Genomic DNA, 26,781 nt, shown 5'->3' on the forward strand with positions numbered 1-26,781 from the left:
ATCGTGGAAGGGGTCGCCGGTCCGCTCCGGCCGAGGACAGGCCCGCTACGCTGCGCGGGTGGAGAGCACACCGACGCGCGCGCCCCGGCCGGTCTTCTCGGCACGTAACGCCGCCGTCTGGGCCGTCCTGCACCGGGAGCTGGAGCGGCAGTCCGGCCGGCAGCTGACCGTGCTGGACGTGGGCGGCGGCACCGGCGGCTTCGCGGTGCCGCTGGCCGAGGCGGGCCACCGGGTGACCGTGGTGGACGCCAGCCCCGACGCGCTCGCCGCGCTGACCAGGCGCGCCGCCGATGCCGGGGTGGCCGACCGGGTCCGTGCCGTGCAGGGCGACGGCGAGTCGCTCGCGGGTCTGATCGAGCCGGCCAGCGCCGACCTCATCCTCTGCCACGCGATGCTCGAGGTGGTCGACGACCCGTCCGGGGTGGTCGCCGCGATAGCGTCCGCGCTGCGACCCGGTGGCGCGGTCAGCGTGCTGGTCGCCGGGCGGGCCGCGGCGGTGCTCGGCCGGGCCGTCAACGGTCAGCTGGGTCAGGCGTCCGCGCTGGCCACCGACGCGGACGGCCGGTCCGGGCCGCGGGACACGCTGCGCCGGCGCTACGACGTGGAGACCGCGGCGGCGCTGTTGCGCTCGGCGGGTCTCGAGGTTGAGCAGACCCATGGCGTACGCGTGCTCGCCGATCTGCTGCCCGCCGCGGTGGTCGAGGCGGACCCGCAGGCGCTGCTCGACCTGGAGCTGTCGCTGTCGGCCCGGCCGCCGTTCCGGGACATCGCGACCCAGCTCCACGTCTTCGCGCGGCACCCGTGACCCCCGACGACCACCTGCCCGGCGCCGCTTTTCAACCCCTCATTCCCGCGTACGGGACGGGCAGCCTCGCCGATCTGATGCCGAGCGTGTCGGCGGTGCTGGGGGTGCCCGGCGCCGATGACACGCTGGGACTGCGGGAGCGGCTGGACGGCGTCGACCGGGTCGCGGTGCTGCTCGTCGACGGGCTCGGGTCGTACCAGATGCCCTTGATGGCCCCGCACGCACCGGGACTGAACTCCCTCGCCGCACGCTCCCTCACCTCGGGTTTCCCGTCGACCACACCGGTCAGCCTGGTCACGCTGGGCACGGGGGCGGCGCCCGGGCGGCACGGGGTGCTGGGGTTCATGGCGCGGCTGCCGGACGGTCGGATCCTCAACCACATCCGCTGGGACGACGACCCGCCGCCGGCCGTCTGGCAGCCGGTGCCGACGTGTTTCGAGACGGCTGCGGCGGCCGGGGTGGCGGTCACGCAGGTCACCCGGCCGGAGTTCGAGGGCACCGGGCTGACCGTGTCGGCGTACCGGGGCGCGGCCTTCACGGGCGCCTCCGATCTCGCATCGCTCGCCGGCGGGATGCTCGGCGCCTTGCGCGCCGGACCGGGCATGGTGTTCGGATATCACCCGGACCTGGACAAGCACGGCCACAACAGCGGTGTCGGCTCGCCCGAGTGGGAGGCTGCCGCCCGGGACGTGGAGCGCCTGGTCGCGATGCTGGTGGACGGGCTGCCGCCGTCCGCGGCCCTGCTGATCACGGCCGACCACGGCCAGCTCAACGTGCCCGCCGACGCCCGCTTCGACGTCTCCGGTCTCGCCGGTGTCGACGCCTTCGCGGGCGAGCCGCGGGTGCGGTACCTGCACGTCACCCCGGGTGCGGTCGATGACGTGGTGGCGGACGCGCGGGCGATGTTCGGCTCGTCGGCCCGGGTGCTCACCCGCGCGGAGGCGATCGACACCGGGCTCTACGGTCCGGTGTCTGCGGTCAATCGCGAGCGCATCGGTGACGTGGTGATCATCTGCCTGGACCGGGTCGTCGCGCTGGCCACCGCGGTCGAGCCTCCGGTGATTTCCCGGATGGTCGCCTATCACGGCTCGGTGACCGCCGCGGAGATGACGGTTCCGCTCCTCAGCGCCGTCGGCGCCTCGGGCTGACCGTTTTGTCGGGGGCCGGGCTGACCGTTCTTGTCGAGGGCCGGGCTGGCCGTTTTTGTCGGGGGGTCCGGCTAGCCTCCTGACCATGGGACGCAGCCATGCCGTCGGGCCGGGACGCGACCCGCGGTTCGGGCCGGATGCCGACGACGCGGGCTGCACGATCCTGCACGCCGACATGGACTCATTCTTCGTCTCGGTCGAGGTGCGCAAGCGGCCCGAGCTGCGGGGGCGGCCGGTGGTGGTCGGCGGGGCGGGCCCGCGCGGGGTGGTCAGTTCGGCGAGCTACGAGGCCCGGGAGTACGGCGTACGCAGCGCTATGCCCGGAATGCGCGCCCGCGCCCTGTGCCCGCAGGCGATCTTCCTGCCGCCCGATTTCGCGGCATATGGAGAGGCGTCCCGCGCGGTGATGCAGATCTTCCGCGATGTCACGCCCCTGGTCGAGCCCTTGTCCCTGGACGAGGCGTTCCTCGACGTCGCCGGGGCGCAGCGCCTGCTCGGCCGGCCCGCGGTGATCGCCCGCGACATCCGCAGCCGCATCCTGGCCGAGGAGCGGCTGGTCTGCTCGATCGGCGTCGCGCCGAGCAAGTTCCTGGCCAAGCTCGGTTCCACCCGCGCCAAACCGGACGGCATGACCGTCGTCCCGGTCGGCCAGACGCTCGACTTCCTGCACCCGCTGCCGGTCGACGCGCTGTGGGGCGTGGGGGAGCGGGCCGCCGAGTCGCTGCGACGGCTGGGCCTGTCCACGGTCGGCGACGTGGCGCAGGCCCCGGTCAGCATGCTGCGCGGCGCGCTCGGCGAGGCGTCCGCCACCCACCTGCACGAGCTCTCCTGGGGGCGAGATCCACGCCGGGTCGAGCCCGAGCAGGCGGAGAAATCGATCGGCGCCGAGATGACCTTCGACATCGACGTCAGCGACCGTGAGCTGCTCAGGCGCAGCCTGCTCGGCCTCGCGGAAAAGGTCGGGGCGAGGCTGCGGGCGAGCGGGGTGGTGGGCCGGACGATCGCGCTCAAAGTGCGGCTGGCCGACTTCAAGACGGTCAACCGGTCCCGCACGGTGGCGGTGAACACCGATGTGGCACGTGAGATCTTCGAAATCTCCTGGGGATTGTTCACCGCGCTCGGTCCGGCCGACAAGATCAGGCTGATCGGCGTACGCGTGGAGAGCCTTGCCCCCGCAGCAACCACATCGCGGCAGCTCACGCTAGGTGAGCCGGAGCGCGGCTGGCGCGAGGCGGAGGCCGCGGCCGACGCCGTGGCTGCCCGATTCGGGCGATCTGTCGTCGGCTTGGGGAGCCTGATGGGGCGTCGCGATCTTCGCAGAACCGAAAATCACCCGCACTCGGCTGTCGTCCCGCTTTCCGACCCGCCGGGGCACTCGTAGACTTGGCCCAGGACGGCCGGTGGGCTGTCTAGTGTCAGCGGTGTCACACTGGTACATCCGCCACAGCGATGTAGCGGTCTGAATGGTTATATCAGTCACACTGGTTGTGTCGGTCAGACAGACCGGACCCGACCCCGGCCTCGGGGCCGGACTTGCGCCCGGGGAGGAAAGCCGTGCCGCTCTCTGAGCACGAGCAGCGGCTGTTCGATCAGATCGAGCGGTCGCTTGCCGAGGACCCTAAATTCGCCTCGGCTGTGCGGGCCAGCGACCCGCGTTTCCACGCTCGTCGCCGGTTGGTGATCGCCGCGTTCATGATCGTCGCCGGATTGGGCCTACTCGTCTACGGCACGGTTACCAGCGTGACGCTGCTCGGCGTGGCCGGCTTCGTCGTGATGCTGGGCTCCGCGGCCTTCGCCATGCACAGCCGTCGCAAGGGACAGAACACCGACCTGCACGCGGTCGGCGGCACAGCCACGCGCCGCACAGGCCGCCCGCGCAAGTCCGGCGGGCTGCTCGACAGGCTCGAGGAGCGGTGGAAGAACCGCCCCGAGGGTCACCGCTAGCAGGCGGACGGGCGATCAACGATGGCGGCCTCCGGCCGCCATCGCCGTTTCTGTGCCCGCCCCCTTCCCGGCAGGCTCCCGCCGTCAACCTGATCACGGGGCCTGTGGCGCGTCCGGCGTGGTGCTCGGGCTGAAGACGCGGCGCGGTGCGGTCACACGGCTTGTGGGGTGATTTCGCGGAGCGCGGCCTTGCTCCGCGACACTATCCACGATCAGCTGGTGCTCGCACACAATCTGCACAAGCGGCGCGCGATCTCTCCCCACTCCGCTGACACCCTCATCGGCATGACCGTCGCTTACCTCGACCACGCCGCCACCACGGAACCTGGCCGCCGCTACAAGCGCTCCCTGCTGGAAGCCCTTGACCTCCGCCCCGGCCTCACGGTCCTCGACGTCGGCTGCGGCCCCGGCACCGACCTCCCCGGCATGGTCGCCGCGGTCACCCACCCTCCTTCCCGCAGCGGCCGCGCTTCCGGTCCGGAGGCGCTTTGCTCTGAGCACATATATGCATCACCCTTGTCGGTGGGCAGGGTGATCGGTGTTGATCGTGATCCGGGAATGGCGGACGAGGCGCGGCGACGTTGTCCCAGCTCGGTGGAGATTCTGGTCGGCGATGCCCATGAGCTGCCACTCGACGATGCGTCGGTGGACCGGGCGCGGGTGGACCGGGTGCTGCAGCATCTCGCCGACCCGGAGCGTGCGCTGGCCGAGCTTCACCGGGTGGTCCGCCCCGGTGGCACCGTGGTGCTGGCCGACCCCGACTGGGACACCCTGGCGATCGCCGACCCCGACACGGCGACAAGTCGTGCCTACACGCGCTATGTGACCGGCCACGTCGTCCGCAACGCCACGATCGGCCGTGAACTGGCCCGGCTCCTGCACGCCGCCGGCTTCGCCGTGGTCGAGGTGGTCGCTGAATCCATCCTCTTCACCGACTACGCCGAGGCTGAGGCGATCCTCCGCATGCCCGATGTGGCCCGCCGTGGCTGGGAGTCCGGCGCCTTGGACCCGCACGCGAGCCGCGCCTGGCTGTCCCGCCTCGCCGCCGGCCCTTTTGTAGGCGGCTTCACCTTCTACACCGTGAAGGCGCACCGACCAGCCCCCTGACGACGCCGCGTTGCGTGTAGGTAGGCGTTGCGTATAGGTAAGCAGAGCAAAACGCACCCCGCCCAAGAAAGGCGAGGGGCCAGTCAGCTGTGAGCCGAGTGCGCATCGGCCGGAGCGCCGGCAGGGCCAGAGAGTGGGCGTTGCGCGGCCAGTGGCGTTGCGCGGCCAGTGGCGTTGCGCGGCCAGTGGCGTTGCGCGGCCGGAACACGGCGACGGCCCGCCCGCGGGTGCGGGTGGGCCGTCGGGCGTGATTATCAGCGGGCGACGTTGTCAGCGGGCGTGATTGTCAGCGGGTGCGCGTTGTGGGCGGGCGACGTTGCTCGCGGCGGGTTGTCAGGGGGCGAAGTTTGCCAGCTGGCGGGCTGTCAGCGGGCTCGTGACGCCAGGAGGCGGCGCGGGCTGAAGCGGACCAAGGACTCGCGGATGCGGCTGAAGAAACCCATCGCGACGGCTGAGGCGTCGCCCGTTGCCAGGCGCCAGCGCAGCATCACCGAAGGGGGCATCAGCGTGGCCACCAGGCGGGTGCGCCGGGTCGCCGAGCGGGACAAGCCCTTGCGTACGTGAGTGAGGGCCTCGGTCAGCTCGCCGCCCTGGAGGGGGCGCCGGGCGTAACGGGCCCGCTCCTCGGCGCGGCCCAGCAGGGTGGCCGACTCGGCGGGCTGGGATTCCAGCTCCGCCTCGCGGACCAGGCGCTGGGCGGTGACCCGTGGGGTTTCTGTCGGGTCGATCGGCACCCGGTAGTCGATCATCGTGTCGATGAGCTCGTCCCAGGCCGCGTGGGCGTCGGCCCTGGCCTGGGTGGTTTCCGTGGTCACCGTGATGTCCGTTGCGCCGGTGGCGGCGAGGGGTGTGACCGGCTGCAACTCTTTGACCGTGGCCGCGTGTCTGCGGCGGCGGGTCAGCGAGCGGCGCAGCGCGGGGACCAGGAGCAGGGCGATCAGCAGCGCGGCTATGCCGACGATCCAGAGGGCCGTCGTGGAGCCTCCGGAGGAGCCGGTGCCGCCACCGCCGGCCAGGGCGGGGTCGTCGAAGTTGCGGTCGGGGCGCTCCAGGTCGGTGGCGCCGCCGGACGAGGTCGCGTTGGGGGCCGTCGGAGTGGTCGAGGACGACTCCACCGGGTCGGGGGCGTCGACGTCGGGGGCCCAGGCGGAGCGGGTGGAGCCGACCACGCCGGACACCGGGGTGGCGTCGAACGGAACCCAGCCGAAGCCGTCGAAGTAGACCTCGGTCCACGCGTGGGCGTTGCGGTTGGTGATCGTCCACGTGTTGCCGTCGCGGTCGCCGCCGCGGGTGAAGCCGAACGCCACCCGGGCGGGGATGCCCGCTTGGCGGACCATCCAGGCCATCGCGGCCGCGTACTGCTGGCAGTAGCCGGCCTTGTTCTGCAGGAACGCGGCGATCTCGGAGCCCGACGTACCACTCGTAGTCTGCAGGTTGTAGGTGAACCCGTTGTCCCGCGAGAAGTGGTTGTAGATCGCCATGACCTTGTCGTAGTCGGTTTCCTTGCCCTTGATCAGGCCGGCGACCAACTGCTCGACGACCGCGTCCTTCGGTACGGTCGTGAGGGCCCGGAGGGTGTCGTCCGTGACCGGCTGCGATTCACGCAGCGCCTCCGGCCGGTAGTTGGCGCGGACGTAGTCGAACGAGTACTCCTTGTCGCGGGTGGTCGTGCGGGTGGAGAAGACGACCTGAGTGTTGGGGTCGAAGTTCCAGGCGGCGCCCAGTTCGTCGGTCGCCACCGGAGTGGAGTAGATCGGCGCGAACGCCATCGTCAGGTCGAGGATCTTCACCGAGGCCTTGTACTCGGCGAACTGCACGCCGGGCCGCCTGGTCTGGCGCGGGTCGGGCAGGCCGCGGGTGACCTGCTGGCCGGTCGGGGTGCGGTTGGCGAAGCCCTGCGCGTTCACCACGTCGGCCACGGCGAGGCGGAGGTAGAACGGGTCCTCCTCGTTCGTGGTCACCTGGATCATGTCCTTGGTCTCGCTCTGGGTGAGCGAGCCGCTGAGCGAGGAGAAGAGGTTGACCCGTCCGTTGCCGCCGCCACCGAAGCCGCTGCCGGCGCCGCCCGTGCCGACCTGGGTCAGGCGGGACAGCAGGCCGGTGGTGAGCCCGGGGACGACCAGCGGGAGCAGCACCGCCGCGGCAACGCCGACCGCGGCGAGCCGGCGACCGGCGGCCGCCAGCGGGGACGGCTCCCAGACGTCGACGTCGCGCCCGTCACCGGTGAAGCGGCGGCCGAAGCGGCGTACCCGATCGACGTTGTCCGCGACCAGGAGCCAGAGGAACCCGATCGCGCCCACGATGAACGGGACCGCCGGGACGCTGTCGACGAAGATGGCGACCGGCACCGAGTAGATGGCGAGCATCGGCAGGCCGGCCAGGGCGGGCTTGCGCATGCCGACGGTGAGCAGGTCGACCGCGATCGCGCAGCCGCCGACGCCGAGCACGGTGATGAACTGCAGCGCGTCCCGGTCGGGCACCGGCACCCCGTAGTTGCGGGTGTCCTCGCCGGCCTGGCCGAACAGCTGCCCGAAGTGCTCGAACGTGTCCGGTCCCGGGATCAGCCCGAGGATCTCGTCGCCGCTGGGGAACATCCAGGTCAGCACGAGCAGCAGGGTCAGCACCATGGCGAGCGCCTGGCCCCAGCCGGGGATGCGCAGCGTACGTGTGAGCACCGCCGCCCCCGCGACCAGCCCGACCGCGAGGATGCACTGCATCAGCCACACCCACGAATCGAAGATCACGGAGAGGGGGGCGGCGGCCAGCAGTGTGGCAGTGGCCGCGACCAGCCCGAGTCGCCTTCGCCCGGTCACCTCAGACTCCTGTCGTATGTCATCGCCGGCCGCCACCGCCGCCGGCCACCGTCTCGGCCATCGCCGCCCGCCATGCGAAGCCCTGCGAGCCTCGCGCCGCCGCCGGCCACAGGGCCGGCAGGGTGTCGCCGTGCGTCACCGACAGCGACCGCCAGCCGCTGCGGACCAGCGCCAGAGCCGCGGCCTGCTGGGCGCGGTCCGCCTCGGTCCGCTCGCCCTCGGGCAGGCTGACCCAGGTGGTGCTGTCGATCGCGAACCCGATGCAGGTGGCGCCGTTGCCGCGGAGCCCGCTGAGCACCTCGGCCTCGGCCACCGTCAGGTTGCCGAAGAGGCCGATCACCAGCCCGCCGTCGGACCGGCGGCGGACCTGCTCGACGAGCACCGAGATGTCGCCGTTCTGCGAGGTGGTCACGTCGGCCAGCGTGTCCAGGATGATCCCGTCGCCGGCCACCTCGGTCGCGTCCACGTCGAGGCCGGTGCCGGTGACCAGGCGCAACTTGTACCCCGCGTGGCGCAGGTGCACCGCGATGCTCGCCGCGGCGGACACCGCCCACTCGAAGCTGGCCGCCGGGCCCTCGCCGCGGTGGGCGTACACCCGGGTGTCGAGGACCACCGTGGCCCGGCTCTCCCAGGGCTGCTCCTCGCGGCGGACCATCAGCTCGCCGGTCCGCGCGGTGGACCGCCAGTGCACCCGGCGCAGGTCGTCGCCGCGCCGGTACTCCCGGGTCGCCGCGTCGTCCTCGCCGTGCACCGCGACCGAACGGGCGCGGCTCTCGCCGGTGCCCGCGTACTCCCCGGCGAGACGCACCGCCGGCAGCGCCACCACCTGGGGGATGACGGTCAGCCGGTCGACGCTGGGGAACGAGCGGTTCAGCTCGCACAGCCCGAACGGGTCGGTCAGCCGGATCACCAGCGGGCCGACCGGGTACCGGCCGCGCACGTCGGCCCGCACGGTGTAGGCCACCGAGCTGGCCTGGTGCGGCCCGAGCCGTTCCAGCACGACCCGCGGGCGCGAGCCGAGCGCGAACGGCAGCCTGTCCTCCAGCATCAGCGTGCCGGTGGGCAGCCGGGAGAGGTTCTGCAGCCGCAGGATCACCCGCGAGCTGGAGCCGACCGGGGTGCGGGCCGGTTCCAGCGACCTGGTGCAGGCGAGCTTGTAGCGGCTGCGTCCCACGTACGCCGCGGCCAGCAGCGGCAGCGCGGCCAGCAGGATCGCCACCCGCAGCAGGTCACGCTCGCCGAGGATGAACGCGGACAGCGCGGCCGCCGCGGCGGCGGCCAGGAACGACCGGCCGCGGGTGGTCAGGCCCTGCATGGCCTCCCGCATGGGTTACCGCCCCCGGGTGTCGTACGTGTTTCCTCGGTTGTCGCCGGCCTGGCGGGTGTCGTACGGCGACCGCGCCCGATCGTGCGGCAGCGGGAGCCGGTGAACGATCTCGGCCACGATGGCGTCCGTGGTGCGCCGGTTCAGCTGGGCGTCGGTCGTCGGGATGATGCGGTGCGCGAGCACCGGGACGGCCAGCGCCTGCAGGTCGTCCGGGAGGACGTAGTCACGGCCCTCGAGCGCTGCGACCGCCTTGGCGGTGCGCACCAGCTGGAGCGTCGACCGGGGAGACGCGCCGAGACGGATCTCGGGGGCCTCCCGGGTGGCCGTGACCAGGGCGATCGCGTACTGCTGGACGGCGTCCGCGGCGTGCACGGCACGAACCGTGGCGATCAGGCGGCGGACCATCGCCGCGTCGGCAACGGCGCGCAGGGCGTTCAGCGGGTCGACGGCGCCGTGCCCGCCGAGCATGGCGAGCTCGGCCCGCGGGTCCGGGTAGCCCATCGCGATCCGGGCGGTGAACCGGTCGCGTTGCGCCTCAGGCAGCGGGTACGTGCCCTCCATCTCGATCGGGTTCTGCGTCGCGATCACCATGAACGGCGGTTGCAGCTCGTACGTGGTGCCGTCGACGGTGACCTGCCGCTCCTCCATGCACTCCAGGAGGGCGGACTGGGTCTTCGGCGAGGCTCGGTTGATCTCGTCGCCGACGACCAGGTTGGCGAACACCGCGCCCGGCTTGAACTCGAAGTCGCGCTGCTCCTGGTTGTAGACGCTCACCCCGGTGACGTCGCTGGGCAGCAGGTCGGGCGTGAACTGGATCCGCCGGACCGAACAGTCGATGCTGCGGGCGAGCGCCTTCGCCAGCTTGGTCTTGCCGACGCCGGGCACATCCTCGATGAGCAGATGGCCCTCGGCCAGCATCACGGCGAGGGCGAGCCGCACGGTTGCGTGCTTGCCCTCGATGACGTGCTCGATGTTGGCCATGATGGCCTCGGTGGCGACGCGAAACTCGTCGAGCTGCATCGGTCCGCCGGGCTCATCCCAGGTGGGGGTTGTCACGGGCCTCCTCCATGTCGTCCTCGCCCTTCCTACGTGCGTACACCGAAAGGGCACCGAAGGTTCGCGGGCGGCCGGCGGTCCGTGGGCCTCCGGCGCTCGCCGCCCGTCTCCACAGGTTAGCCCGGTCACAGCAAAGCGCCGAGCCGGGCGCTGGACAGGATGCCAGGCCCGGTCAACCGGACGATCATCACGGTCGAGTAACGAATCAGACATCGATCTGGTTACCTAAGTCGATGTGGCGGAACGATCGCCCTCGAACTACTCGATCGGGGTTCCGACCATCACGAAGGCTCCACGAGAGCCGGCCGGGTCTCCGAAACAGGCCGAGGGGACCTGAATTGAAAAACCTGCATGCACCATCCAGCCGGCGGTGGCTGGCCTCCGCCGCGGGCGTGGTGTTACTCGCCGGCTTATTGCCTGCCACCGCGCAGGCGGCGCCGGCCGCCCCGGCACCCCAGCCGGCGGGATCGCCGTCGGAGCTGCCCAACTTCGACGCCCGTACGCTCGCTCCCGCCAAGCCCGGCACCTCCGCGGCCAAGCGCTCAGTCGCCGCGGCGAAGGCCGGGTCGCCCACCCGTGACCTGCGCGAGGCGCTCGGCATCCAGGGCGTCGTCGAGATCGATCAGGCGACCGGCACACCCCGCCAGGTCGCGAAGCTCGACGGCTTCCTGACCGCCGCCAGCAAGGCCGCTCCGGAGACGATCGCCCGCGACTACCTGGCCGCGCACAGCGACGTCTTCGGTCTCAGCGCGGCCGACCTCGCGGGGCTGAAGCTCCGCAAGGACTACGTCGACATCGAGGGCACCCGGCACCTGAGCTTCACGCAGAGCGTGGGCGGCGTCGAGGTCTTCGGCAACGGCGTCAAGGCACACATCGCCAAGGACGGCCGGCTCATCTCGGTCGACGGCTCGCCGCTGGCCGGCCTGCCCGCCTCGGCCGGCGCGGCCAAGCTCGACGCCGCGGCCGCCCGCAAGGCCGCCGTGCAGGACGTCTTCGGCGACTCGGCGGCGACCGTGAGCTCGGCCTCCGCGAAGGACGCGAAGTTCACCGACGGCGGCAACGCCCGCCAGGTCGTCTTCAACACCGCCTCGGGCCCGAAGCTGGCCTGGCAGGTGCTCACCATGGACGAGGGCTACCTCAGCGTGGTGGACGCCGCGGACAGCAAGGTGCTGTTCCGGCAGAGCATCGTGGCCCACGACCGGGCGCAGACCTGGGAGAACTACCCGGGTGCCCCATCCGGCGGCACGCAGCGCACGGTCAACCTGAACAAGTGGCTGCCGGTGGACGCCCCGAAGCTCGAGGGCAACGTCGCGCACGTCTACTCCGACGTCAACGACGACGACACCGCCCAGGCGACCGAAGAGGTCCTCCCGGCTGCCAAGCGCAGCTTCGAATTCCCCTTCGTGGACTTCACCAGCCAGGTCGGCGGCCGGTGCTCGGCGCAGTACAAGTGCTCCTGGAACCCGGCGGTGCCGAACTCCTGGCAGACGAACCGGGCGCAGAACGCGACGCAGATGTACTGGTTCCTCGGCAACTGGCACGACCACCTCGCCGCCGCCCCGATCGGGTTCACCCGCGCCGCCGGCAACTTCGAGGCGGTCGACGGCGACGCGGTCGTCGGCAACGCGATGGACGGCGCCAACACCGCCAACGGCCTGCCGGACGCCGACCACGACGACAACGCCAACATGGCGACGCCGCCGGACGGCACCTCGCCGCGCATGCAGATGTACCTGACCAAGCCGAGTGCGACGTTCATCGCGTCGAACACCGGTGACGAGGCGGACGTGGTGTACCACGAGTACACCCACGGTCTGTCCAACCGTCTGGTCGTGGACGCGACCGGTAACTCCACGCTGAACAGCCAGCAGGCCGGCGCCATGGGCGAGGCCTGGAGCGACTGGTACGCGATGGACTACCTGGCCTCGAAGGGCCTGCTCGCGGACACCGCCGCGGACGGCGAGCTCAAGGTCGGCGTCTACTGGGCCGCGGGCGGCTCGATCCGTACCGCCGCGACCGACTGCTCGCTGAACAGCACCGTCACCGCCTGTGCCGGCACCCCGGCCGCGGGCAAGGGCGGTTACACCTACGGCGACTACGGACGGGTTCGTCCCTCCGGCGTCCCCGAGGTGCACGCCGACGGTGAGATCTGGGCGCAGACTCTGTGGGACCTGCGCAAGGTCATCGGCAGCGCCAAGTCGCGCTCGCTGGTCACCCGGGCCATGGAGCTGGCTCCGTCGGACCCGACCTTCCTGGACATGCGCAACTCGATCCTCCAGGCGGATCTGGTCGTCAACGACGGCAAGCTGCAGAAGAAGATCTGGCAGGTCTTCGCCGACCGTGGCATGGGTTACTTCGCCGGCGCGCTGAACGCCGCCGACACGTCGCCGGCCGAGGACTTCTCGCTGCCGCCGAACCCGAACTCGCCGCGTGGCTCGCTCACCGGCACCGTCAGTGACCAGGACTCCGGCCGTCCCGCGGTGGGTGTCTCGGTTGCCTTCGGTGGGCACGCCTCCGGCTTCGCCGGTGACTACGCGGCCGTCACGGCGGCCAACGGGACGTACACGATCAGCGGGATCATCCCGGGCACGTACCCGAAGGTCTTCGCTCAGGGTGCGGGTTACGACCCGAACTCGGTCCCGTCGATCTCCATCCGGTCGGGCACCAACCGCAAGGACTGGGCGGTGCGCCGGGACTGGGCGGCGGCCAGCGGCGGCGCCACGGTCGTGTCGGCCACCGGCCCGGACTACACGTCCTTCGGCTGTGGCCCGATCGGCCTGATCGACCAGTCGCAGGGCTCCGGCTGGGGCTCGGACGTCGCGGCGAACGGTCAGAACCAGGTGATCAAGCTGCCCGCCGCGGTCAACATCGGCCAGCTGGTGATCAACCCGTCCGCCACCTGCGGCGACGACGCGAGCGCCGGCACCGGTGACTTCCGGGTGGAGACGTCCGCGGACGGCTCGGCCTGGACCGTCGCGGCGAGCGGCCGGTTCCCGCTGAACACGGTGACCCCGCAGATCGTCCCGGTCACCGCCGGCGGCACCGGGGTGGCGTACATCCGGTTCACGATGGTCAACTCGCAGGCGCAGGCGGCCGGGCTCTGCCCGGCCCCGATCAGCGGCTGCACGTTCCTGGACTCGACCGAGCTGGCGATCTACGGATCTCCGGCGGTCTAGCCACCGGTGATACCGGTCGCCGCCACCCGGCGGCGACCGGTATCATGCAACACATGGCCCGGTCGTTCCTGCTTCTTAGCCGGCCGTGCTGACCCGTCACTCCTGACGTCAGCGCGGCGCCCCCTCCTGCGAGAGGGGCTTTTTTGTGCCCTGAAACGACCCCGGCCCAGCTGACTTGAAGACGAGATGGTGACGATGAGCGACCCCGAGACCCCGCCGTTCCGCTACACCGCCGCGACCGCCGGCGAGATCGAGCCGCGCTGGCAGGCGTACTGGGCGGAGCACGAGACCTTCGCCGCGCCCAACCCGGTGGGCGACCTGGCCGACCCGGACCATCCACGGTCCGGCGCGCCGAAACTGCACGTGCAGGACATGTTCCCGTACCCGTCCGGCGCCGGCCTGCACGTCGGGCACCCGCTGGGCTACATCGGCACCGACTGCTACACCCGGTACAAGCGGATGGCCGGGTTCAACGTGCTGCACCCGATGGGCTTCGACGCGTTCGGGCTGCCCGCCGAGCAGTACGCGGTGCAGACCGGCACCCACCCGCGGACCACCACCGAGGCGAACATCGAGCGTTACCGGATCCAGCTGCGACGGCTGGGCCTGGCGTACGACAACCGCCGCTCGTTCGCCACCATCGACCCGGACTACTACCGCTGGACCCAGTGGATCTTCCTGCAGGTGTTCAACTCGTGGTTCGACCCGGACATCCGCAAGGCCCGGCCGATCGACGACCTGATCGCCGAGTTCGACGCGGGCGCCCGCGAGGTGCCCGGCGGCCGTGACTGGGCGGCGCTGTCCGCGGTGGAGCGTCGCGAGGTCGTCGACGGGTTCCGGCTGGCGTACGTCAGCCAGGCGCCGGTGAACTGGTGCCCGGGGCTGGGCACGGTGCTGGCCAACGAGGAGGTCACGCCGGACGGTCGCAGCGAGCGCGGCAACTACCCCGTCTTCCAGCGCAACCTGAAGCAGTGGATGATGCGGATCACCGCGTACGGTGACCGGCTGATCGAAGACCTGGAACTGATGGACTGGCCCGAGCCGGTCAAGCACATGCAGCGCAACTGGATCGGCCGCTCCCGGGGCGCCCACGTGGACTTCCCGGTCGGCGACTCCGTCATCACGGTGTTCACCACGCGCCCTGACACCCTGTTCGGGGCCACCTACATGGTGCTGGCGCCCGAGCACGAACTGGTCGAGCGGATCGCTCCGGCGGCCTGGCCGGACGGCACGAAGCCGGTGTGGACCGGTGGCCACGACACGCCCGCGGCGGCGGTGGCGGCCTACCGCGCCGCCGCGGCCGCCAAGACCGAGGAGGAGCGGACCGCCGACGGCAAGGTGAAGACCGGCGTCTTCACCGGCGCGTACGCGACCAACCCGGCCAACGGCGCCCGCGTCCCGGTGTTCATCGCCGACTACGTGCTGGCCGGCTACGGCACCGGCGCGATCATGGCGGTGCCCGGGCAGGACGAGCGCGACTGGGCGTTCGCCGAGGTCTTCGAGCTGCCGATCATCCGTACCGTGCAGGCGCCCGAGGGCTTCGTGGGCGCGTACACCGGGGATGGTCCTGCGGTCAACAGCGACTGGCTGGACGGCATGGGCGTGGCGGATGCCAAGGCCGCGATGATCTCCAAGCTGGAGGAGCAGGGCACCGGCCGCGGCGCCACCACCTGGCGGCTGCGCGACTGGCTGTTCAGCCGGCAGCGGTACTGGGGCGAGCCGTTCCCGATCGTGTACGACGAGACCGGCCTGCCGGTAGCGCTGCCCGATTCGATGCTGCCGGTCGAGCTGCCGGACGTGGACGACTTCTCCCCGCGTACGTTCGACCCGGACGACGCGGACAGCGAGCCGGAGACCCCGCTGTCCCGCAAGAAGGACTGGGTCGAGGTCGAACTGGACCTGGGCGACGGGCCGCGGATGTACACCCGGGAGACCAACACGATGCCGCAGTGGGCGGGCTCGTGCTGGTACGAGCTGCGCTACACCGACCCGCACAACCAGAAGGCGATCGCCGACCCGGAGAACGAGGCCTACTGGATGGGCCCGCAGAAGCCGGGCGACTGCGGCGGCGTCGACCTGTACGTGGGCGGCGTCGAACACGCGGTGCTGCACCTGCTGTACGCCCGCTTCTGGCACAAGGTGCTGTACGACCTGGGCCACGTGTCCTCGTTCGAGCCGTTCCGCAAGCTGTTCAACCAGGGCTACATCCAGGCGTACGCGTTCCGGGACGCCCGCGGCATGATCGTGGCCGCCGACGAGGTCACCGAGCGCGACGGCAAGTGGTACCACGGTGACCAGGAGGTCGTCCGCGAGTACGGCAAGATGGGCAAGGGCCTGAAGAACGTCGTCACCCCCGACGAGATGTGCGACGAGTACGGCGCGGACACCTTCCGGGTGTACGAGATGGCGATGGGCCCGCTGGACGCCTCCCGGCCGTGGGACACCCGTGCCGTGGTGGGCGCGCAGCGCTTCCTGCAGCGGGTGTGGCGCCTGGTGGTCGACGAGGAGACCGGCGCCGTCCGGGTGACCGACGGCGAACTGGACGCCAAGACCCGCCGGCTGCTGCACCGCACCATCGACGGGGTCCGCGCCGACCTGGAGGAACTGCGGGTCAACACGGCCATCGCGAAACTGATCGAGCTGACCAACGCGCTGACCCCGCAGACGGTGTCCACCCGCGAGGCCGTCGAGCCGCTGGTGCTGATGCTGGCCCCGTTCGCCCCGCACATGGCCGAGGAGCTGTGGGGCAAGCTGGGCCACCAGGGCACGCTGGCGTACACGGACTTCCCGGTGGCGGACCCGGTCCAGCTGAAGGCCGAGTCGATCACCTATCCGGTGCAGATCAACGGCAAGGTCCGCGGCCGGGTCGAGGTTCTGCCGGATGCGCCAGAGGATTCGGTACGCGAGGCAGCGCTGTCCGCGGTGTCCGAGGCACTGGCCGGCCGCGAGCCCAAAAAGGTGATCGTCGTGAAGGGCCGCCTGGTCAGCGTCGTCGTCTGACGGTTCGTGAAGTGGTAGGCAAATCGGGCATCCGCACGTCGGGTGCCCGATTTGCCTACCACTTCTGGGTTCACCCGATGATCGAGTAGTTGTCGGGGAGCGCGGTGCGGCCGGTCAGCGCCCGCAGCAGCAGCGGGCCGTCGCCCACGGCGACGGCCACCAGGGTCGCCTGCGAGACCGCCTCCGCCAGCGCCTCGAAACCGGGCGCGAACTCCACGCCGGCCGCTTCGGCCACGTCCTGACCGTGGACCACCAGCTCGAAGGTCCGCGTCGGCAGCCAGTCCCGCACCCGCATGCCGCCCGCCGCGGTGGTGACGATGTCGTCGTCCTTGACCGCGGCCAGCGCCTGCGTGGCCCGGCCGACGACCTCGTTGACCACAGCCGCCGGATCGCTCCCCAGTGATTTTCCCGCCTCGCGGGCGCCACGACCGGACTCGGCGTGGGCCTTCGCCACGACGTCGGGAGGCGTGACCCGGGCGAAGGCCCAGTACGCCTCGGACGATGGGATCTCGACCGTGCCGGTCCGGGCGGCGAGCACCTCGGGCACGTCGCGGAACTCCGTGACGACGTGACCGACCAGGTCGAGCAGGCTCCAGTCGCCCAGTGCGGGCGCGTGCCAGCGGTCGACCGGGACGTGCGAGATCAGATCGGCGAACGAGACGGCGACGGCCCGGTAGGCGTGACGGAAGTTCATCCGCCCACCCTGCCAGAGGCGGCGGCTAGGTCTCGCGGCCGCTTTGCTCTGAGCACATATAGGTATCGCGTCGGCGCCGTAGCGACGGTCCCGGCTCGTTGAGGCTCTGCTTACCTATACGCATCACCCTCCGGAGCAGCGGGGCCGCGTCGCCCAGATGGGCGGCAGTGGGCCGGCCAAGGCGGGGTCAGGCGGACGCAGCGAGGTCTGGCGCGGCCGGAGCGCGGCGGCGGGGTCTGGCGGGGCGGGGCGCGGCAGAGCGAGCGTGGCAGAGCGAGCGTGGCAGAGCGAGGCGCGGCACAGCGAGCGCGGCACAGCGAGCGCGGCACAGCGAGCGCGGCGCAGCGAGCGGGGCGGTCTGACGGCCCGACGGGTTGGGTGCGGCGTCCGGGCGGCCGGGCGGCCAGGGGCCTGGTGGGTCAGGCGGCGGCCGGAGCGGTGGCGGCGAGGGCGGCGTCGCGGCGGGCGGCGCGGCGCCAGCGGACGACGATCGTGGTGGTCAGGGTGAAGCCGATCAGGGCCGGGGCCAGGGACATCGGGTTCAGCTGGCCGGGGGCGGTCACGGCGGCACCGATCACCGCGTACGACACCGCGGACGGGATCGAGGCGAGGGTGGTGCCGAGCAGGTAGCGCTTGCGGCAGACGCTGGTCGTGCCGTAGGCGTAGCCGATCAGGCCGAACGGCGCGAGCGGGAGGAAACGCACCAGCAGCACCGCGGCCAGGCCGCGCTTGTTGAGCCAGCCGTCCAGGCGCTTCATCCGGCCGTCGGCCTTGGCGCCCAGCGCGCCCCGCCCGGCCCAGCGGCCGGCGTAGTAGGTGGCGGCCGCGGCGATCACGGCGGCGGCCAGCGCGGTCGCCGCGCCGGTGGTGGCACCCAGGAGGGCGCCGCAGGCCAGTGTGATGGCGGTGCGGGGGACCAGCACGGAGAGCAGCAGCCCGCCGATCACGGCGACGCCGACGGCCGCGGCGGGGCCGAAGGAGGCGATCTGGTCGGCGATGTCACGCAGCGGCAGCACCGACGCGGCGACGGCGAGGCCGGCGACCACGAGGCCGAGGACGCCGAAGCGGGCCAGGCGGCGCCGCCACGAGACCGGCGCCGGAGCGTCGGTAGCGGTTGCGGCCAGGGGAGACGCCTGAGGGCCGGCGACGGTTGCGGCCAGGGGAGACGCCTGAGGGCCGGCGACGGTTGCAGCCAGGGGAGAGGCAGCCTGAGGGTCCGCGGGGATGGTGATGGCCTGCGGGGCGATCAGGGTGTCAGTCATAAAGGCTTACCGCTCCTGTGTCGTCGGGCTGTTTCTGCTGGTCAGACGCTTGCTGCGGTGAGTCGCTCGGCTCTGAGCGCTTCGGCCCAGGTGTCGTCGACGGGGGCAAGACTATCCGCGCCGATCGCCCAACGCAGTAGCAGGTCGGCTATCGCTGGGTTGCGAGCCAAGGCCGGGCCGTGGCTGTAGGTGCCGAGGATCTTGCCGTGCCAGGCGCCCTCGGTCTGCCCGTCGTTGCCGATGCCGGCGGACACTCTGGCCAGCGGTGAGACGTCCGGCCCCAGGTGGGTACGCCCGCCGTGGTTCTCGAAACCGGTCAGGGCGGGCAGCCCGAGCCGCGGGTCGATCTCGCCGCGGAGCTCGCCGACGGCCCTCGTCTCGCCCCGGTCGGAGTCCAGGTCGAGCAGGCCCAGGCCGGCGAACTTGGCCCCCTTGGCGAAGAAAGAGTGCCCGAACAGTTGATAACCGGCACAGATCGCCAGAACCGCCGCGCCCTGGCCGACCGCCCGGTGCACGCCGCCGTCGGCGATCAGCCGCTGGGCCGCCAGGGCCTGCGGGCCGTCCTCGCCGCCACCGATCAGATAGATGTCGGCGGTGGCGGGCATCGGCTGGTCGGAGCGGACCTCGTAGGTCTGTGCGGGGATGCCGCGCAGGGCCGCACGGTGCGCCAGGATCAGCATGTTGCCGCGGTCGCCGTAGGTGGACAGGAGGTCCGGGTAGATCCAGACGATGCGCAGAACGCTCTCAGTTGACACGGTCCAGCTCCGCTCGGATGTCCTGGAAGGCGGTGTAGTTCGCGATCACCTCGAGGCGGCCGGGCGGGGACGCCTGGATCGCTTCGTCGAACGTCTTTACGTGGCGGAAGGGCACACCGTTCACCGTGAGACGGACCGCCAGGTCGTAGGCCCGGTCGCCGGTGATCAGCACGGGCCGGCCGTCACGCAGCGGTGAGAAGTCGACGTCGTACAGCCACGAGGTGTCGAGGCCGTCGGGGTCGCGGGCGTTGATGGAGAGCAGCGTGGGCGCCTGGTCGGCCATGTCGAAGGCCTCCAGCCAGCTGGCCGGGTTCTTGGCCAGCAGCAGGCGGATGTTGCGGCCGTCCCGGTCGACCTGCGCGTACCGCCCGGCGACCGAGCTGACCGAGGACAGCCGGGGCACGCCCTCGATGGCGCGGACGCCGAACTCGGCGGCGGTGGCCAGCGCGGCCGCCGCGTTGCCGAGGTTGACCCGGCCGGGGAGCTGCAGCTTGACCAGGTGCCAGTCGCCGTTGGGGTCGGTGACGCCCTCGTCCTCGACCACCCACTGGGCGCGCGGGCGGCGCAGCGGGCAGCCGGTGCACCACCACTCGCCCTCGCGCCGCTCGATCGGTGAGCCGCACTCGGGGCAGACCCAGGAGTCGTCGTGCCAGCGCTGGCCGGCGCTGAACCAGGTGACGTTGGGGCTCTGCGTGGCGGCCCAGACGACCATCGGATCGTCGGCGTTGGCGATGACCCGGATGTCGGGGTGGTCGACCAGCGCGGTCCGCCACATCTGCGCCATCATCGCCACCTCCTTTGCCCGGTCGAGCTGGTCGCGGCTGAGGTTGAGGAGCGCGACCGCGCGCGGGGTGGTCTCGTCGATCACCCGGGCCAGGTAGTGCTCGTCGACCTCGAGCACCGCGAACGGCGTGGCGCCGGCCTTGGCCAGCGCCGACGTGTGCCCGGTCGGCATGTTGGCGCCGAACGAGTTGGTCGCCACCGGGCCGAGCACGCCGAGCGCCGCGGCGGTGAGCCGCGTCGTGGTGGTCTTGCCGTTGGTGCCCGAGACCAACGCGATCGCGCGACCCGCGGCCAGGTTCTTCAGCAGGTCCGGATCGATCTTGAGTCCGATCCAGCCGCCGATCACCGAGCCGTCACCGCGGCCCGCGGCACGTGAGATCGCCGCGGCGGTGCGCGAGACGGAGCTCGCCACCTTCGCGCGCATGGGCATCTTCCCGTCCGTCACGGTGGCGACAGTACCCGAACCGGACAGACCGTCGATGCGCCCCGCCTCCGCCCGGAGAAAGTGGACATAGCGGCCTCCAAGATCATCGCAAAGTTTCTTAATTGTGTGGCGAGATTCACCCGTAACCTTCGACCCTGCGTAGTTGTGAAACTTCACTGCGCATTGGCATTTGTCTTGACCGTCGTCCAAACCGGACATCGGTTCCCGTGCCAATCACTCTCTGTGATCAGTGACCCTCCGCAACCGTGCGGAATTTCGGTTATCAAGGTCTGGCTGCCGGCAACCGCCTGCGGCTCGTGGAGATGCGGGTCAACGCCGAGCCCTGCCCCGACCGGTCACCACGACCCGAGTAATGGACGACCACAACAGGCAACGGGGGCAGGGACGGGGGAACCATTTCCGATCCTCGTCAAGGCCCGCCACTACCGGCGGTTACCTGAGGATCTTGGGGTGAAGCCGCACCACGCGGCCGGGCATCCTTCCCGCCCGAACCCGACAGCTAACTCCGCAGGCGTGCCGGAGGGATATCTCTACCGTGCACCAAAGCACCTCGAGCCGGCGCGGCAAGTTCCGCACCGGCAGCATCGCCCTGTCCCTGGGTCTCTGCCTCTGCGCCGGCCAGCTCGTGGCCACGCAGCCGGCGGCAGCGGCGACCACCCCGGTCGTCACCGCCTCCGCCGCGGCCACGCGGCCGCTGCCGAAGGTCACCCAGAGCGTCAGCGCGCGAACGATCGCGTACGGCAAGTCCGTGCGGATCACGTCCAAGTGGATCAACCCGGAGACGGGTAAGGCCGTCACCGGAAAGGTTCGCCTCCAGGCGTACCGCAACGGCTGGAAGACCTGGCAGACCGGCACCATCCGCTCCGACGGGTCGGTCACCTTCTACAGCAAGCCGCTCGCCTCGGTCACCTTCCGCACCGCCTACACCGGCGGTGGGAGTGTGCGGCCGGGCATCAGCAGCCGGGTGCTGATCACGGTCAAGGCCAGTGGGGCCAAGGTCGTGGCGGAGGCCTCGAAGCACAAGGGCGCGCTGTACAAGTACGGCGCAACGGGCCCGAGCCGCTTCGACTGCTCCGGCTTCACGCTCTACGTCTACCGCAAGACGACCGGGCGCAAGCTGCCGCACAAGGCCAACTCGCAGCAGAAGTACGGCAAGGCGGTCAGCAAGAGCAAGAAGCAGGTGGGCGATCTGATCGTCTACCGCTCCGGCTCGTACGGCTACCACGCCGCGATCTACGCCGGCAACGGCCGGATCTGGGACTCGCCGCACTCCGGCGCACGGGTCTCCAAGCGCAAGATGTTCGGCGGCAACTACGTGGTGCGTCGTCTGGTCTGATCCAGGCCGTCCTGGTGAGTAAGGCTGGTCTGATCCAGGCCGTCCTGGTGAGTAAGGCTGGTCTGATCCAGGCGCCTTAGTAAGTAAGGTGCGTCACGATCGCACCGATGGGGTGTGACCCGAGGTTCCGGGGTCACGCCCCATCGGCGTCTGAGAACCCCTCCACTCCGCTCCACCCCGACGCCCGGAATGGCTTTCGACGCTATTCCGGGCAACTTTTCGTGCCCGCCTGGGCGTCATGTCGGAAAGCGGACGGCATGATCGCCGGTTTCCCCTCCACTCGCGCTCCACGTCTCCCACCTGCACTTACGTCTGCGAATCCGTTTCAGGGACGGCGCGATTCCGGTTGCGGGTGGAGGGAAGTGGAGTAGAGTGGAGCGCAGTGGCAGGGGGGACCTGCCGGCCCGGAGTCGACACGGCGGACCGCGAACCGCCGGTTAGGGCGTAGGGGGGTTGGGCCGATGTTTCTCGGCACGCACACCCCTCGCCTCGACGACAAAGGCCGGCTGATTCTCCCGGCGAAGTTCCGGGAAGAGCTGGCGGGAGGTGTCGTGATCACCAAGGGGCAGGAGCGTTGCCTGTACGTGTTCCCGATGCCCGAGTTCCAGCGCATCGCGGGGCAGCTGCGCGAGCAGCCGGTCACGCACAAGGCCGCCCGGGCCTACAGCCGGGTGTTCTTCGCCAGCGCGCACGACGAGGTCCCCGACAAGCAGGGCCGGGTCACCATCCCGGGACACCTGCGGGAGTACGCGGCCCTCGACCGTGAGCTGGTGGTGATCGGGGCGAGCACGCGGGTGGAGATCTGGGACAAGCAGGCCTGGGAGCAGTACCTCTCGTCGAGCGAGGACGACTTCGCCGATATCGAGGAGGGGGTGCTGCCCGGAGGACTGTGACGGCGTGGCACGGACCAGCCAGGAAAGACGTCGCTGCCGCCGTACTGCGAGATCTCCAGCCGCTTGAGTTCCTGGCACCTCTTCCCCGGTGCCAGGCGCGACGCCCGCCGGCAGCGGGCACGAGCGGATGGGGATCTGGCGGTACGGATTCGACGTCCGGTCGGACCGGGTGACGCAGAGCCTGGGTGACTTGGGGGTCGACGTGGGGGAGCAACGTGGCACGCATGTGCCGGTGCTGCTCGAGCGATGTCTCGAGCTGCTGGCTCCCGCGCTCGCTCTGCCGGGCGCCGTGCATGTCGACTTCACGCTCGGTCTCGGTGGTCACGCCGAGGCAGTGCTCGAGCGTTTCCCGGACGCGGTCCTGATCGGGCTCGACCGGGATCCGGAGGCGCTCGCGCACAGCGGCCGCCGGCTGGCCCGGTTCGCCGATCGCACGCACCTGGTGCACGCGATCTACGACGAGCTGCCGTCGGTGCTGGCCGGGCTCGGTCGCCGGGTGTTCCACAGTGGCCTGTTCGACCTGGGTGTGTCGTCGCTGCAACTGGACGAGCCCGACCGGGGGTTCGCCTACGCGCAGGACGCGCCGCTGGACATGCGGATGGATCAGTCGAGGGGGATCACGGCCGAGGAGGTCGTGAACGGCTACCAGCCGGGTGACCTGGTCCGGGTGCTGCGGACGTACGGCGAGGAGAAGTTCGCCACGCGGATCGTCTCGGCGATCGTCAAGGAGCGGGGACGGGAGCGGATCACCTCCACGACCTTCCTCGCAGACCTGGTCAAAGAGGCTATCCCGGCTGCCGCACGGCGAACGGGTGGAAATCCCGCCAAAAGAACGTTTCAAGCACTACGTATTGAGGTAAATGGCGAACTCGCCGCGGTCGAGTCCGCGGTGCCGTCCGCTCTAGACCTTTTGGCGCCGAACGGGCGCCTTGTGGTGATGAGCTACCAATCGTTGGAGGACCGGATCGTCAAGCGCGCCATCGCCGCGAGGGCGCGCAGCACCGGGCCGGTCGACCTGCCGGTCGAACTGCCCGGGACCGGACCGAGCGTGCGGCTTCTGACGAAGGGGTCGGAGCCGCCGACCGAGGCGGAAGTGGCGGCGAACCCGCGAGCGGCCTCGGTGAGGCTGCGCGCGGTGGAGCGCGTCGAGCAGGACCAGGCATCAGGCCCCGGCCGCGACCGGGACCGGATGCCCGCACCACACGGGGGAAGAGGGCGGCGACGCCCGGGGGAACGCATTGAGGGGGAGGGGCCATGAGCGAGCGCACCTACGCGCCGCGGTCGGGGGGCCGGACCGCGGAGCAGGACGTAACGACCGGCGCGCGCCGGCACCAGGCGAAGGTGACCCGGACCGCGCAGGGGGCGCGTACCGAGGGCACCGCGGCGCTGCGGCTGGACACGGTGGAGCGGACGCGGATCCGGGAGGACAACCCGGCGCCGCGACTGCGGGTGGCACCGCCGGCGGCCATCCGGGCGCCGCGCGCACCGTTCATCGCGCTGGTCATCACGCTGGTGGTGGCCGGGGTGCTGGGCATTCTGCTGGTCAACACCAAGACCATGGAGAACTCGTTCGAGCTGAGCCGGCTCGAGGACGAGCAGCAGAACCTGGACAAGCGGCAGCAGCAGCTGGAGAACCAGCTCGCCGCCTACGAGAGCGCGGGCAACCTGGACGCGGCGGCCAAGCGGGCCGGCCTGGTGAAGGGCGAGCCGGCGTACATCACGCTGCCGGACGGCCAGATCCTCGGCGTCGCGGTCCCGGGTCAGGGCAAGCCGGCGGTGACGGCGCAGGATCCGGCCAGCGGTGGGGACACGGCGGCCGGCACTCCGGGCACCGGGCGGTAGGCCGCGATGCCGCCGAGAGATGACGAGCCACCGCGCCGGGGTCAGCAGCCCCGGCGCGGTGCGTCCCGTGACGTGCCGCCCGGCGACGAGGACGGCGGCCGGCGTGGCTTCGGCGGCATCGGCGAGGCCCGGGCGTACACGCCGCGCGGGCGTACCGTCGCCGAGCGCGACCAGCGCACCCGCTCGCCGCGCGCCGGACGTACCACCGACCCGTTCCGTCCCGCGCTTCAGCTGCTGGACGGCGGCAAGCAGAAGGAGCGCCGCGGCGCGCCGGCCGAGGAGCCGGAGGAGGAGAGGCCGTCCGCCCGGAAGGCAGCTCCGGCCAAAGCGGGCCCGGCCAAAGCGGGCCCGACCAAAGCAGGCCCGGCCAAAGCAGGCCCGGCCAAGGCAGCACCGGTCAAGGCGGCACCGAGCAGGGCCACCCCACCGCGCAAGGCCGCGAGCCGGGCCACGGCGGGCGCCGGGCGTACCCGTACCGAAGCCTCCGGTCGTGTCGGCAAGGACCGCAAGGTCGCCGTCGCACCCGCACCACGACGGACCGCGGGCGGACGGACCGCCAAGACCGCGCCGCCTCCACCACCGCGCCGGCCCACGGACCGGCGTCCCACGCCCGCCGCGCCCGCCGATCCACCCAAGCTGGCCAACAGCGCACGCCGCCTGCGGCTCGGCACCGTGCTCGCGCTCGCGCTGTTCGCCACCATCGGCGTGCGGCTGGTCGTGCTGCAGTCGGTGGAGTCGCCGGAGAGCCAGAAGCAGCTGGACGCCCAGCGCCGTGACCGGCTCACCACGGTGGTGCTCCCGGCGCCGCGCGGCAGCATCCTGGATCGCTCCGGCGCACCGCTCGCGCACAGTGTCGAGGCGCGCTACATCTACGCCGACCCGGAGATGGTGGAGGACCCGGCGAAGGCCGCGGCCCTGCTGTCCCCGCTGCTCGGCGTCGCGCCGTCCAAACTGCTCGCGCAGATGACCAAGAAGAAGCGGCCGGGCGGCGGCTCGGTCAATTTCGTCTACCTGGCCCGCGGCGTGGACGTGCCGGTGGCCGACAAGATCGCCGCGATGAACCTCAAGGGCATCCGCGAGGACCGCGACGAGCGCCGGGACGTGCCCGGCGCCGACCTGGCGGCCAATCTGATCGGCTTCACCGGCGAGGACCACACCGGGCTGGAGGGTCTCGAGGCGCGCTACGACGAACTGCTGCGCGGCACCGACGGCAAGCGGGTGTACGAGACCGGCCGGGGCGACCTGGACAAGGAGATCCCGGGCGGGTTCCACAAGCTCGTACCCGCGTCGCCGGGCACGTCGCTGCAGCTGACCATCGACCGCGACCTGCAGTTCCAGGTGCAGCAGATCCTGGCCGAGGAGATGGCCAAGAAGGACGCCACCATCGGTGGCGCCGTGGTGCTCGACGCGCGGACCGGCGAGGTGCTGGCCCAGGCGAGCTACCCGACGTACAACGCCGCCAAGCCGTTCGAGTCCAAGCCGGTCGACCGGGAGGACGTGGTCACCAGCGTGATCACCGACCCGGGCTCCACCCACAAGGCGTTCATCTTCGGCGCGGCACTGGAGGAGGGGATCATCACCCCCGACAGCGTCCAGGTCGTCGGCAAGGCCCTGCGGCGGGGCGGGTACCCGTTCGCGGACACGCACCCGCAGAAGAACGGCACCAAGATGACGATGGCGGGCCTGCTCGCCTACTCGTCGAACGTCGGCACCATCCTCATCGCCGACAAGCTCGGCAAGGAGAAGGTGTACGAGTACCAGCAGAAGTTCGGGCTGGGCCGGGCCACCGGCGAGGGCATGCCGGGCGAGGCGGAGGGCAAGCTGATCCCGCCGGACCAGTGGACCGGCTCGGCCACCGGGTCGATCCCGATCGGGCACAGCGTCGACGCCACCCTGCTGCAGATGGCCGCCGGGTACGCCGCGATCGCCAACGACGGCACCTACATCCAGCCGCACCTGATCAAGGCCACCATCCCGTTCGAGGGCCCGGTGGTGCCCGCCCCGGCCCCGGCCACCCGCCAGGTGCTGCGCCCGCAGGCGGCCGCCGATCTGCGGACGCTGATGGAGGCCGTGGTCGACAGCAAGGGCGGCACGGGTACGCGGGCGGCGGTCGAGGGCTGGCGGATCGCCGGCAAGACCGGCACCGGCAAGCGGCTGGTCGACGGTCAGTACACGAGCAAGAACGCGGGGTCGTTCATCGGCATGGCGCCGGCCGACAACCCGCGTTACGTGATCGCGGTCTCCGCCGACGTGCCGGTCGGCACCGGCGGCGACGTGGCCGCGCCGGCCTTCAGCGAGATGATGAAAAGGACGTTGCAGCACTACCGGGTGCCTCCGTCGGCGACGAAGCCGCCCAAGTTCAAGCTGTTCCCCTGACGCCGGGTAGGGTCTGACG

19 protein-coding genes and 1 riboswitch are annotated in these 26,781 nt (G+C 71.3%); of the genes, 12 read left to right on the forward strand and 7 right to left on the reverse strand.

What is annotated here, in order from left to right; translation table 11 throughout:
* The first annotated feature begins 58 nt into the window (after positions 1 to 58).
* The 5 genes from QSK31_RS03500 (at position 59) to QSK31_RS03520 (ending at position 5,004) form a co-directional block, all read left to right on the forward strand.
* The gene (locus QSK31_RS03500; protein ID WP_285680843.1) at positions 59 to 805 is read left to right on the forward strand and encodes a methyltransferase domain-containing protein; all 747 of its coding nucleotides are present in this window, start codon (positions 59 to 61) and stop codon (positions 803 to 805) included.
* Positions 802 to 1,953, forward strand: a complete 1,152-nt coding sequence (locus tag QSK31_RS03505) for an alkaline phosphatase family protein (RefSeq protein WP_502872892.1) — start codon at positions 802 to 804, stop codon at positions 1,951 to 1,953. Before QSK31_RS03500 ends, QSK31_RS03505 begins: the two co-directional genes overlap by 4 nt.
* Positions 1,954 to 2,038: 85 nt before the next feature.
* A complete protein-coding gene (gene dinB, locus QSK31_RS03510; RefSeq protein WP_285680845.1) occupies positions 2,039 to 3,334 on the forward strand; it encodes a DNA polymerase IV in 1,296 nt (431 codons plus the stop codon).
* Positions 3,335 to 3,507: 173 nt separating this feature from the next.
* Entirely contained in the window at positions 3,508 to 3,897 is a 390-nt protein-coding gene (locus QSK31_RS03515) for an SCO2097 family morphological protein (RefSeq protein ID WP_285680846.1), read from the forward strand.
* 285 nt (positions 3,898 to 4,182) lie between these two features.
* A complete protein-coding gene (locus tag QSK31_RS03520; protein ID WP_285680848.1) occupies positions 4,183 to 5,004 on the forward strand; it encodes a methyltransferase domain-containing protein in 822 nt (273 codons plus the stop codon).
* Between the two features lie 365 nt (positions 5,005 to 5,369).
* Here the strand turns inward: QSK31_RS03520 and QSK31_RS03525 are convergent, their stop codons facing one another.
* Genes QSK31_RS03525 through QSK31_RS03535 form a run of 3 tightly spaced genes read right to left on the reverse strand, consistent with a single transcriptional unit; the run spans position 5,370 to position 10,200 of the window.
* Positions 5,370 to 7,817, reverse strand: coding sequence for a transglutaminase TgpA family protein (locus tag QSK31_RS03525; protein WP_285680850.1), 2,448 nt, complete (start codon positions 7,815 to 7,817; stop codon positions 5,370 to 5,372).
* A 19-nt stretch (positions 7,818 to 7,836) separates the two neighbouring features.
* Positions 7,837 to 9,144: a DUF58 domain-containing protein gene (locus tag QSK31_RS03530; RefSeq protein WP_285680851.1), complete on the reverse strand. Its 1,308-nt coding sequence runs from the start codon at positions 9,142 to 9,144 to the stop codon at positions 7,837 to 7,839.
* Positions 9,145 to 9,147: 3 nt separating this feature from the next.
* The gene (locus QSK31_RS03535; RefSeq protein ID WP_285680852.1) at positions 9,148 to 10,200 is read right to left on the reverse strand and encodes an AAA family ATPase; all 1,053 of its coding nucleotides are present in this window, start codon (positions 10,198 to 10,200) and stop codon (positions 9,148 to 9,150) included.
* Positions 10,201 to 10,538: 338 nt separating this feature from the next.
* On the opposite strand from QSK31_RS03535, the gene QSK31_RS03540 reads away from it, so the two are divergent.
* Together QSK31_RS03540 and leuS are read left to right on the forward strand one after the other, a co-directional pair.
* Positions 10,539 to 13,376 carry a M36 family metallopeptidase gene (locus tag QSK31_RS03540; RefSeq protein ID WP_285680853.1) on the forward strand — a complete coding sequence of 946 codons (2,838 nt, stop codon included), beginning with the start codon at positions 10,539 to 10,541 and terminating at the stop codon, positions 13,374 to 13,376.
* 186 nt (positions 13,377 to 13,562) lie between these two features.
* Positions 13,563 to 16,376, forward strand: a complete 2,814-nt coding sequence (gene leuS, locus QSK31_RS03545) for a leucine--tRNA ligase (RefSeq protein ID WP_285680855.1) — start codon at positions 13,563 to 13,565, stop codon at positions 16,374 to 16,376.
* A 70-nt stretch (positions 16,377 to 16,446) separates the two neighbouring features.
* Here the strand turns inward: leuS and QSK31_RS03550 are convergent, their stop codons facing one another.
* The 4 genes from QSK31_RS03550 to QSK31_RS03565 form a co-directional block, all read right to left on the reverse strand.
* Positions 16,447 to 17,070 (reverse strand): maleylpyruvate isomerase N-terminal domain-containing protein, encoded by a 624-nt coding sequence (locus QSK31_RS03550; protein ID WP_285680857.1) that lies wholly within the window; start codon positions 17,068 to 17,070, stop codon positions 16,447 to 16,449.
* A 419-nt stretch (positions 17,071 to 17,489) separates the two neighbouring features.
* Positions 17,490 to 18,332 (reverse strand): TVP38/TMEM64 family protein, encoded by an 843-nt coding sequence (locus tag QSK31_RS03555; protein WP_285680859.1) that lies wholly within the window; start codon positions 18,330 to 18,332, stop codon positions 17,490 to 17,492.
* Positions 18,333 to 18,373: 41 nt separating this feature from the next.
* Complete coding sequence (locus QSK31_RS03560) at positions 18,374 to 19,087, reverse strand: type 1 glutamine amidotransferase (protein ID WP_285680861.1); 714 nt, start codon at positions 19,085 to 19,087, stop codon at positions 18,374 to 18,376.
* Positions 19,077 to 20,300, reverse strand: a complete 1,224-nt coding sequence (locus QSK31_RS03565) for a MurT ligase domain-containing protein (protein WP_285681396.1) — start codon at positions 20,298 to 20,300, stop codon at positions 19,077 to 19,079. The genes QSK31_RS03560 and QSK31_RS03565 overlap by 11 nt, the downstream gene beginning before the upstream one ends.
* Positions 20,301 to 20,663: 363 nt before the next feature.
* Positions 20,664 to 20,844, forward strand: a riboswitch (cyclic di-AMP (ydaO/yuaA leader).
* 6 nt (positions 20,845 to 20,850) lie between these two features.
* Between QSK31_RS03565 and QSK31_RS03570 the strand changes: the two genes are divergently transcribed.
* From QSK31_RS03570 to QSK31_RS03590, 5 genes are all read left to right on the forward strand, one after another.
* Positions 20,851 to 21,651, forward strand: coding sequence for a C40 family peptidase (locus QSK31_RS03570; protein ID WP_285680863.1), 801 nt, complete (start codon positions 20,851 to 20,853; stop codon positions 21,649 to 21,651).
* A 461-nt stretch (positions 21,652 to 22,112) separates the two neighbouring features.
* Positions 22,113 to 22,544: a division/cell wall cluster transcriptional repressor MraZ gene (mraZ, locus tag QSK31_RS03575; RefSeq protein ID WP_285680865.1), complete on the forward strand. Its 432-nt coding sequence runs from the start codon at positions 22,113 to 22,115 to the stop codon at positions 22,542 to 22,544.
* Between the two features lie 202 nt (positions 22,545 to 22,746).
* Complete coding sequence (gene rsmH / locus QSK31_RS03580; RefSeq protein WP_285681399.1) at positions 22,747 to 23,802, forward strand: 16S rRNA (cytosine(1402)-N(4))-methyltransferase RsmH; 1,056 nt, start codon at positions 22,747 to 22,749, stop codon at positions 23,800 to 23,802.
* Positions 23,799 to 24,386 carry a cell division protein FtsL gene (ftsL, locus tag QSK31_RS03585; RefSeq protein WP_285680867.1) on the forward strand — a complete coding sequence of 196 codons (588 nt, stop codon included), beginning with the start codon at positions 23,799 to 23,801 and terminating at the stop codon, positions 24,384 to 24,386. The genes rsmH and ftsL overlap by 4 nt, the downstream gene beginning before the upstream one ends.
* 6 nt (positions 24,387 to 24,392) lie before the next feature.
* Positions 24,393 to 26,762, forward strand: coding sequence for a peptidoglycan D,D-transpeptidase FtsI family protein (locus QSK31_RS03590; protein ID WP_285680868.1), 2,370 nt, complete (start codon positions 24,393 to 24,395; stop codon positions 26,760 to 26,762).
* Positions 26,763 to 26,781: the final 19 nt, after the last annotated feature.

Source organism: Actinoplanes sp. NBRC 103695, assembly GCF_030269485.1.
In the GTDB taxonomy this organism is placed as follows: domain Bacteria; phylum Actinomycetota; class Actinomycetes; order Mycobacteriales; family Micromonosporaceae; genus Actinoplanes.

Excerpts from the sequence above, each read along its gene's own strand:
- QSK31_RS03565 (WP_285681396.1), bottom strand. The coding sequence starts at position 20,300 with ATGCCCATGCGCGCGAAGGTGGCGAGCTCCGTCTCGCGCACCGCCGCG.
- QSK31_RS03555 (WP_285680859.1), bottom strand. The coding sequence starts at position 18,332 with ATGACTGACACCCTGATCGCCCCGCAGGCCATCACCATCCCCGCGGAC.
- leuS (WP_285680855.1), top strand. The coding sequence starts at position 13,563 with ATGGTGACGATGAGCGACCCCGAGACCCCGCCGTTCCGCTACACCGCC.
- QSK31_RS03550 (WP_285680857.1), bottom strand. The coding sequence starts at position 17,070 with ATGAACTTCCGTCACGCCTACCGGGCCGTCGCCGTCTCGTTCGCCGAT.
- ftsL (WP_285680867.1), top strand. The coding sequence starts at position 23,799 with ATGAGCGAGCGCACCTACGCGCCGCGGTCGGGGGGCCGGACCGCGGAG.
- dinB (WP_285680845.1), top strand. The coding sequence starts at position 2,039 with ATGGGACGCAGCCATGCCGTCGGGCCGGGACGCGACCCGCGGTTCGGG.
- QSK31_RS03590 (WP_285680868.1), top strand. The coding sequence starts at position 24,393 with ATGCCGCCGAGAGATGACGAGCCACCGCGCCGGGGTCAGCAGCCCCGG.
- QSK31_RS03520 (WP_285680848.1), top strand. The coding sequence starts at position 4,183 with ATGACCGTCGCTTACCTCGACCACGCCGCCACCACGGAACCTGGCCGC.
- QSK31_RS03530 (WP_285680851.1), bottom strand. The coding sequence starts at position 9,144 with ATGCGGGAGGCCATGCAGGGCCTGACCACCCGCGGCCGGTCGTTCCTG.
- mraZ (WP_285680865.1), top strand. The coding sequence starts at position 22,113 with ATGTTTCTCGGCACGCACACCCCTCGCCTCGACGACAAAGGCCGGCTG.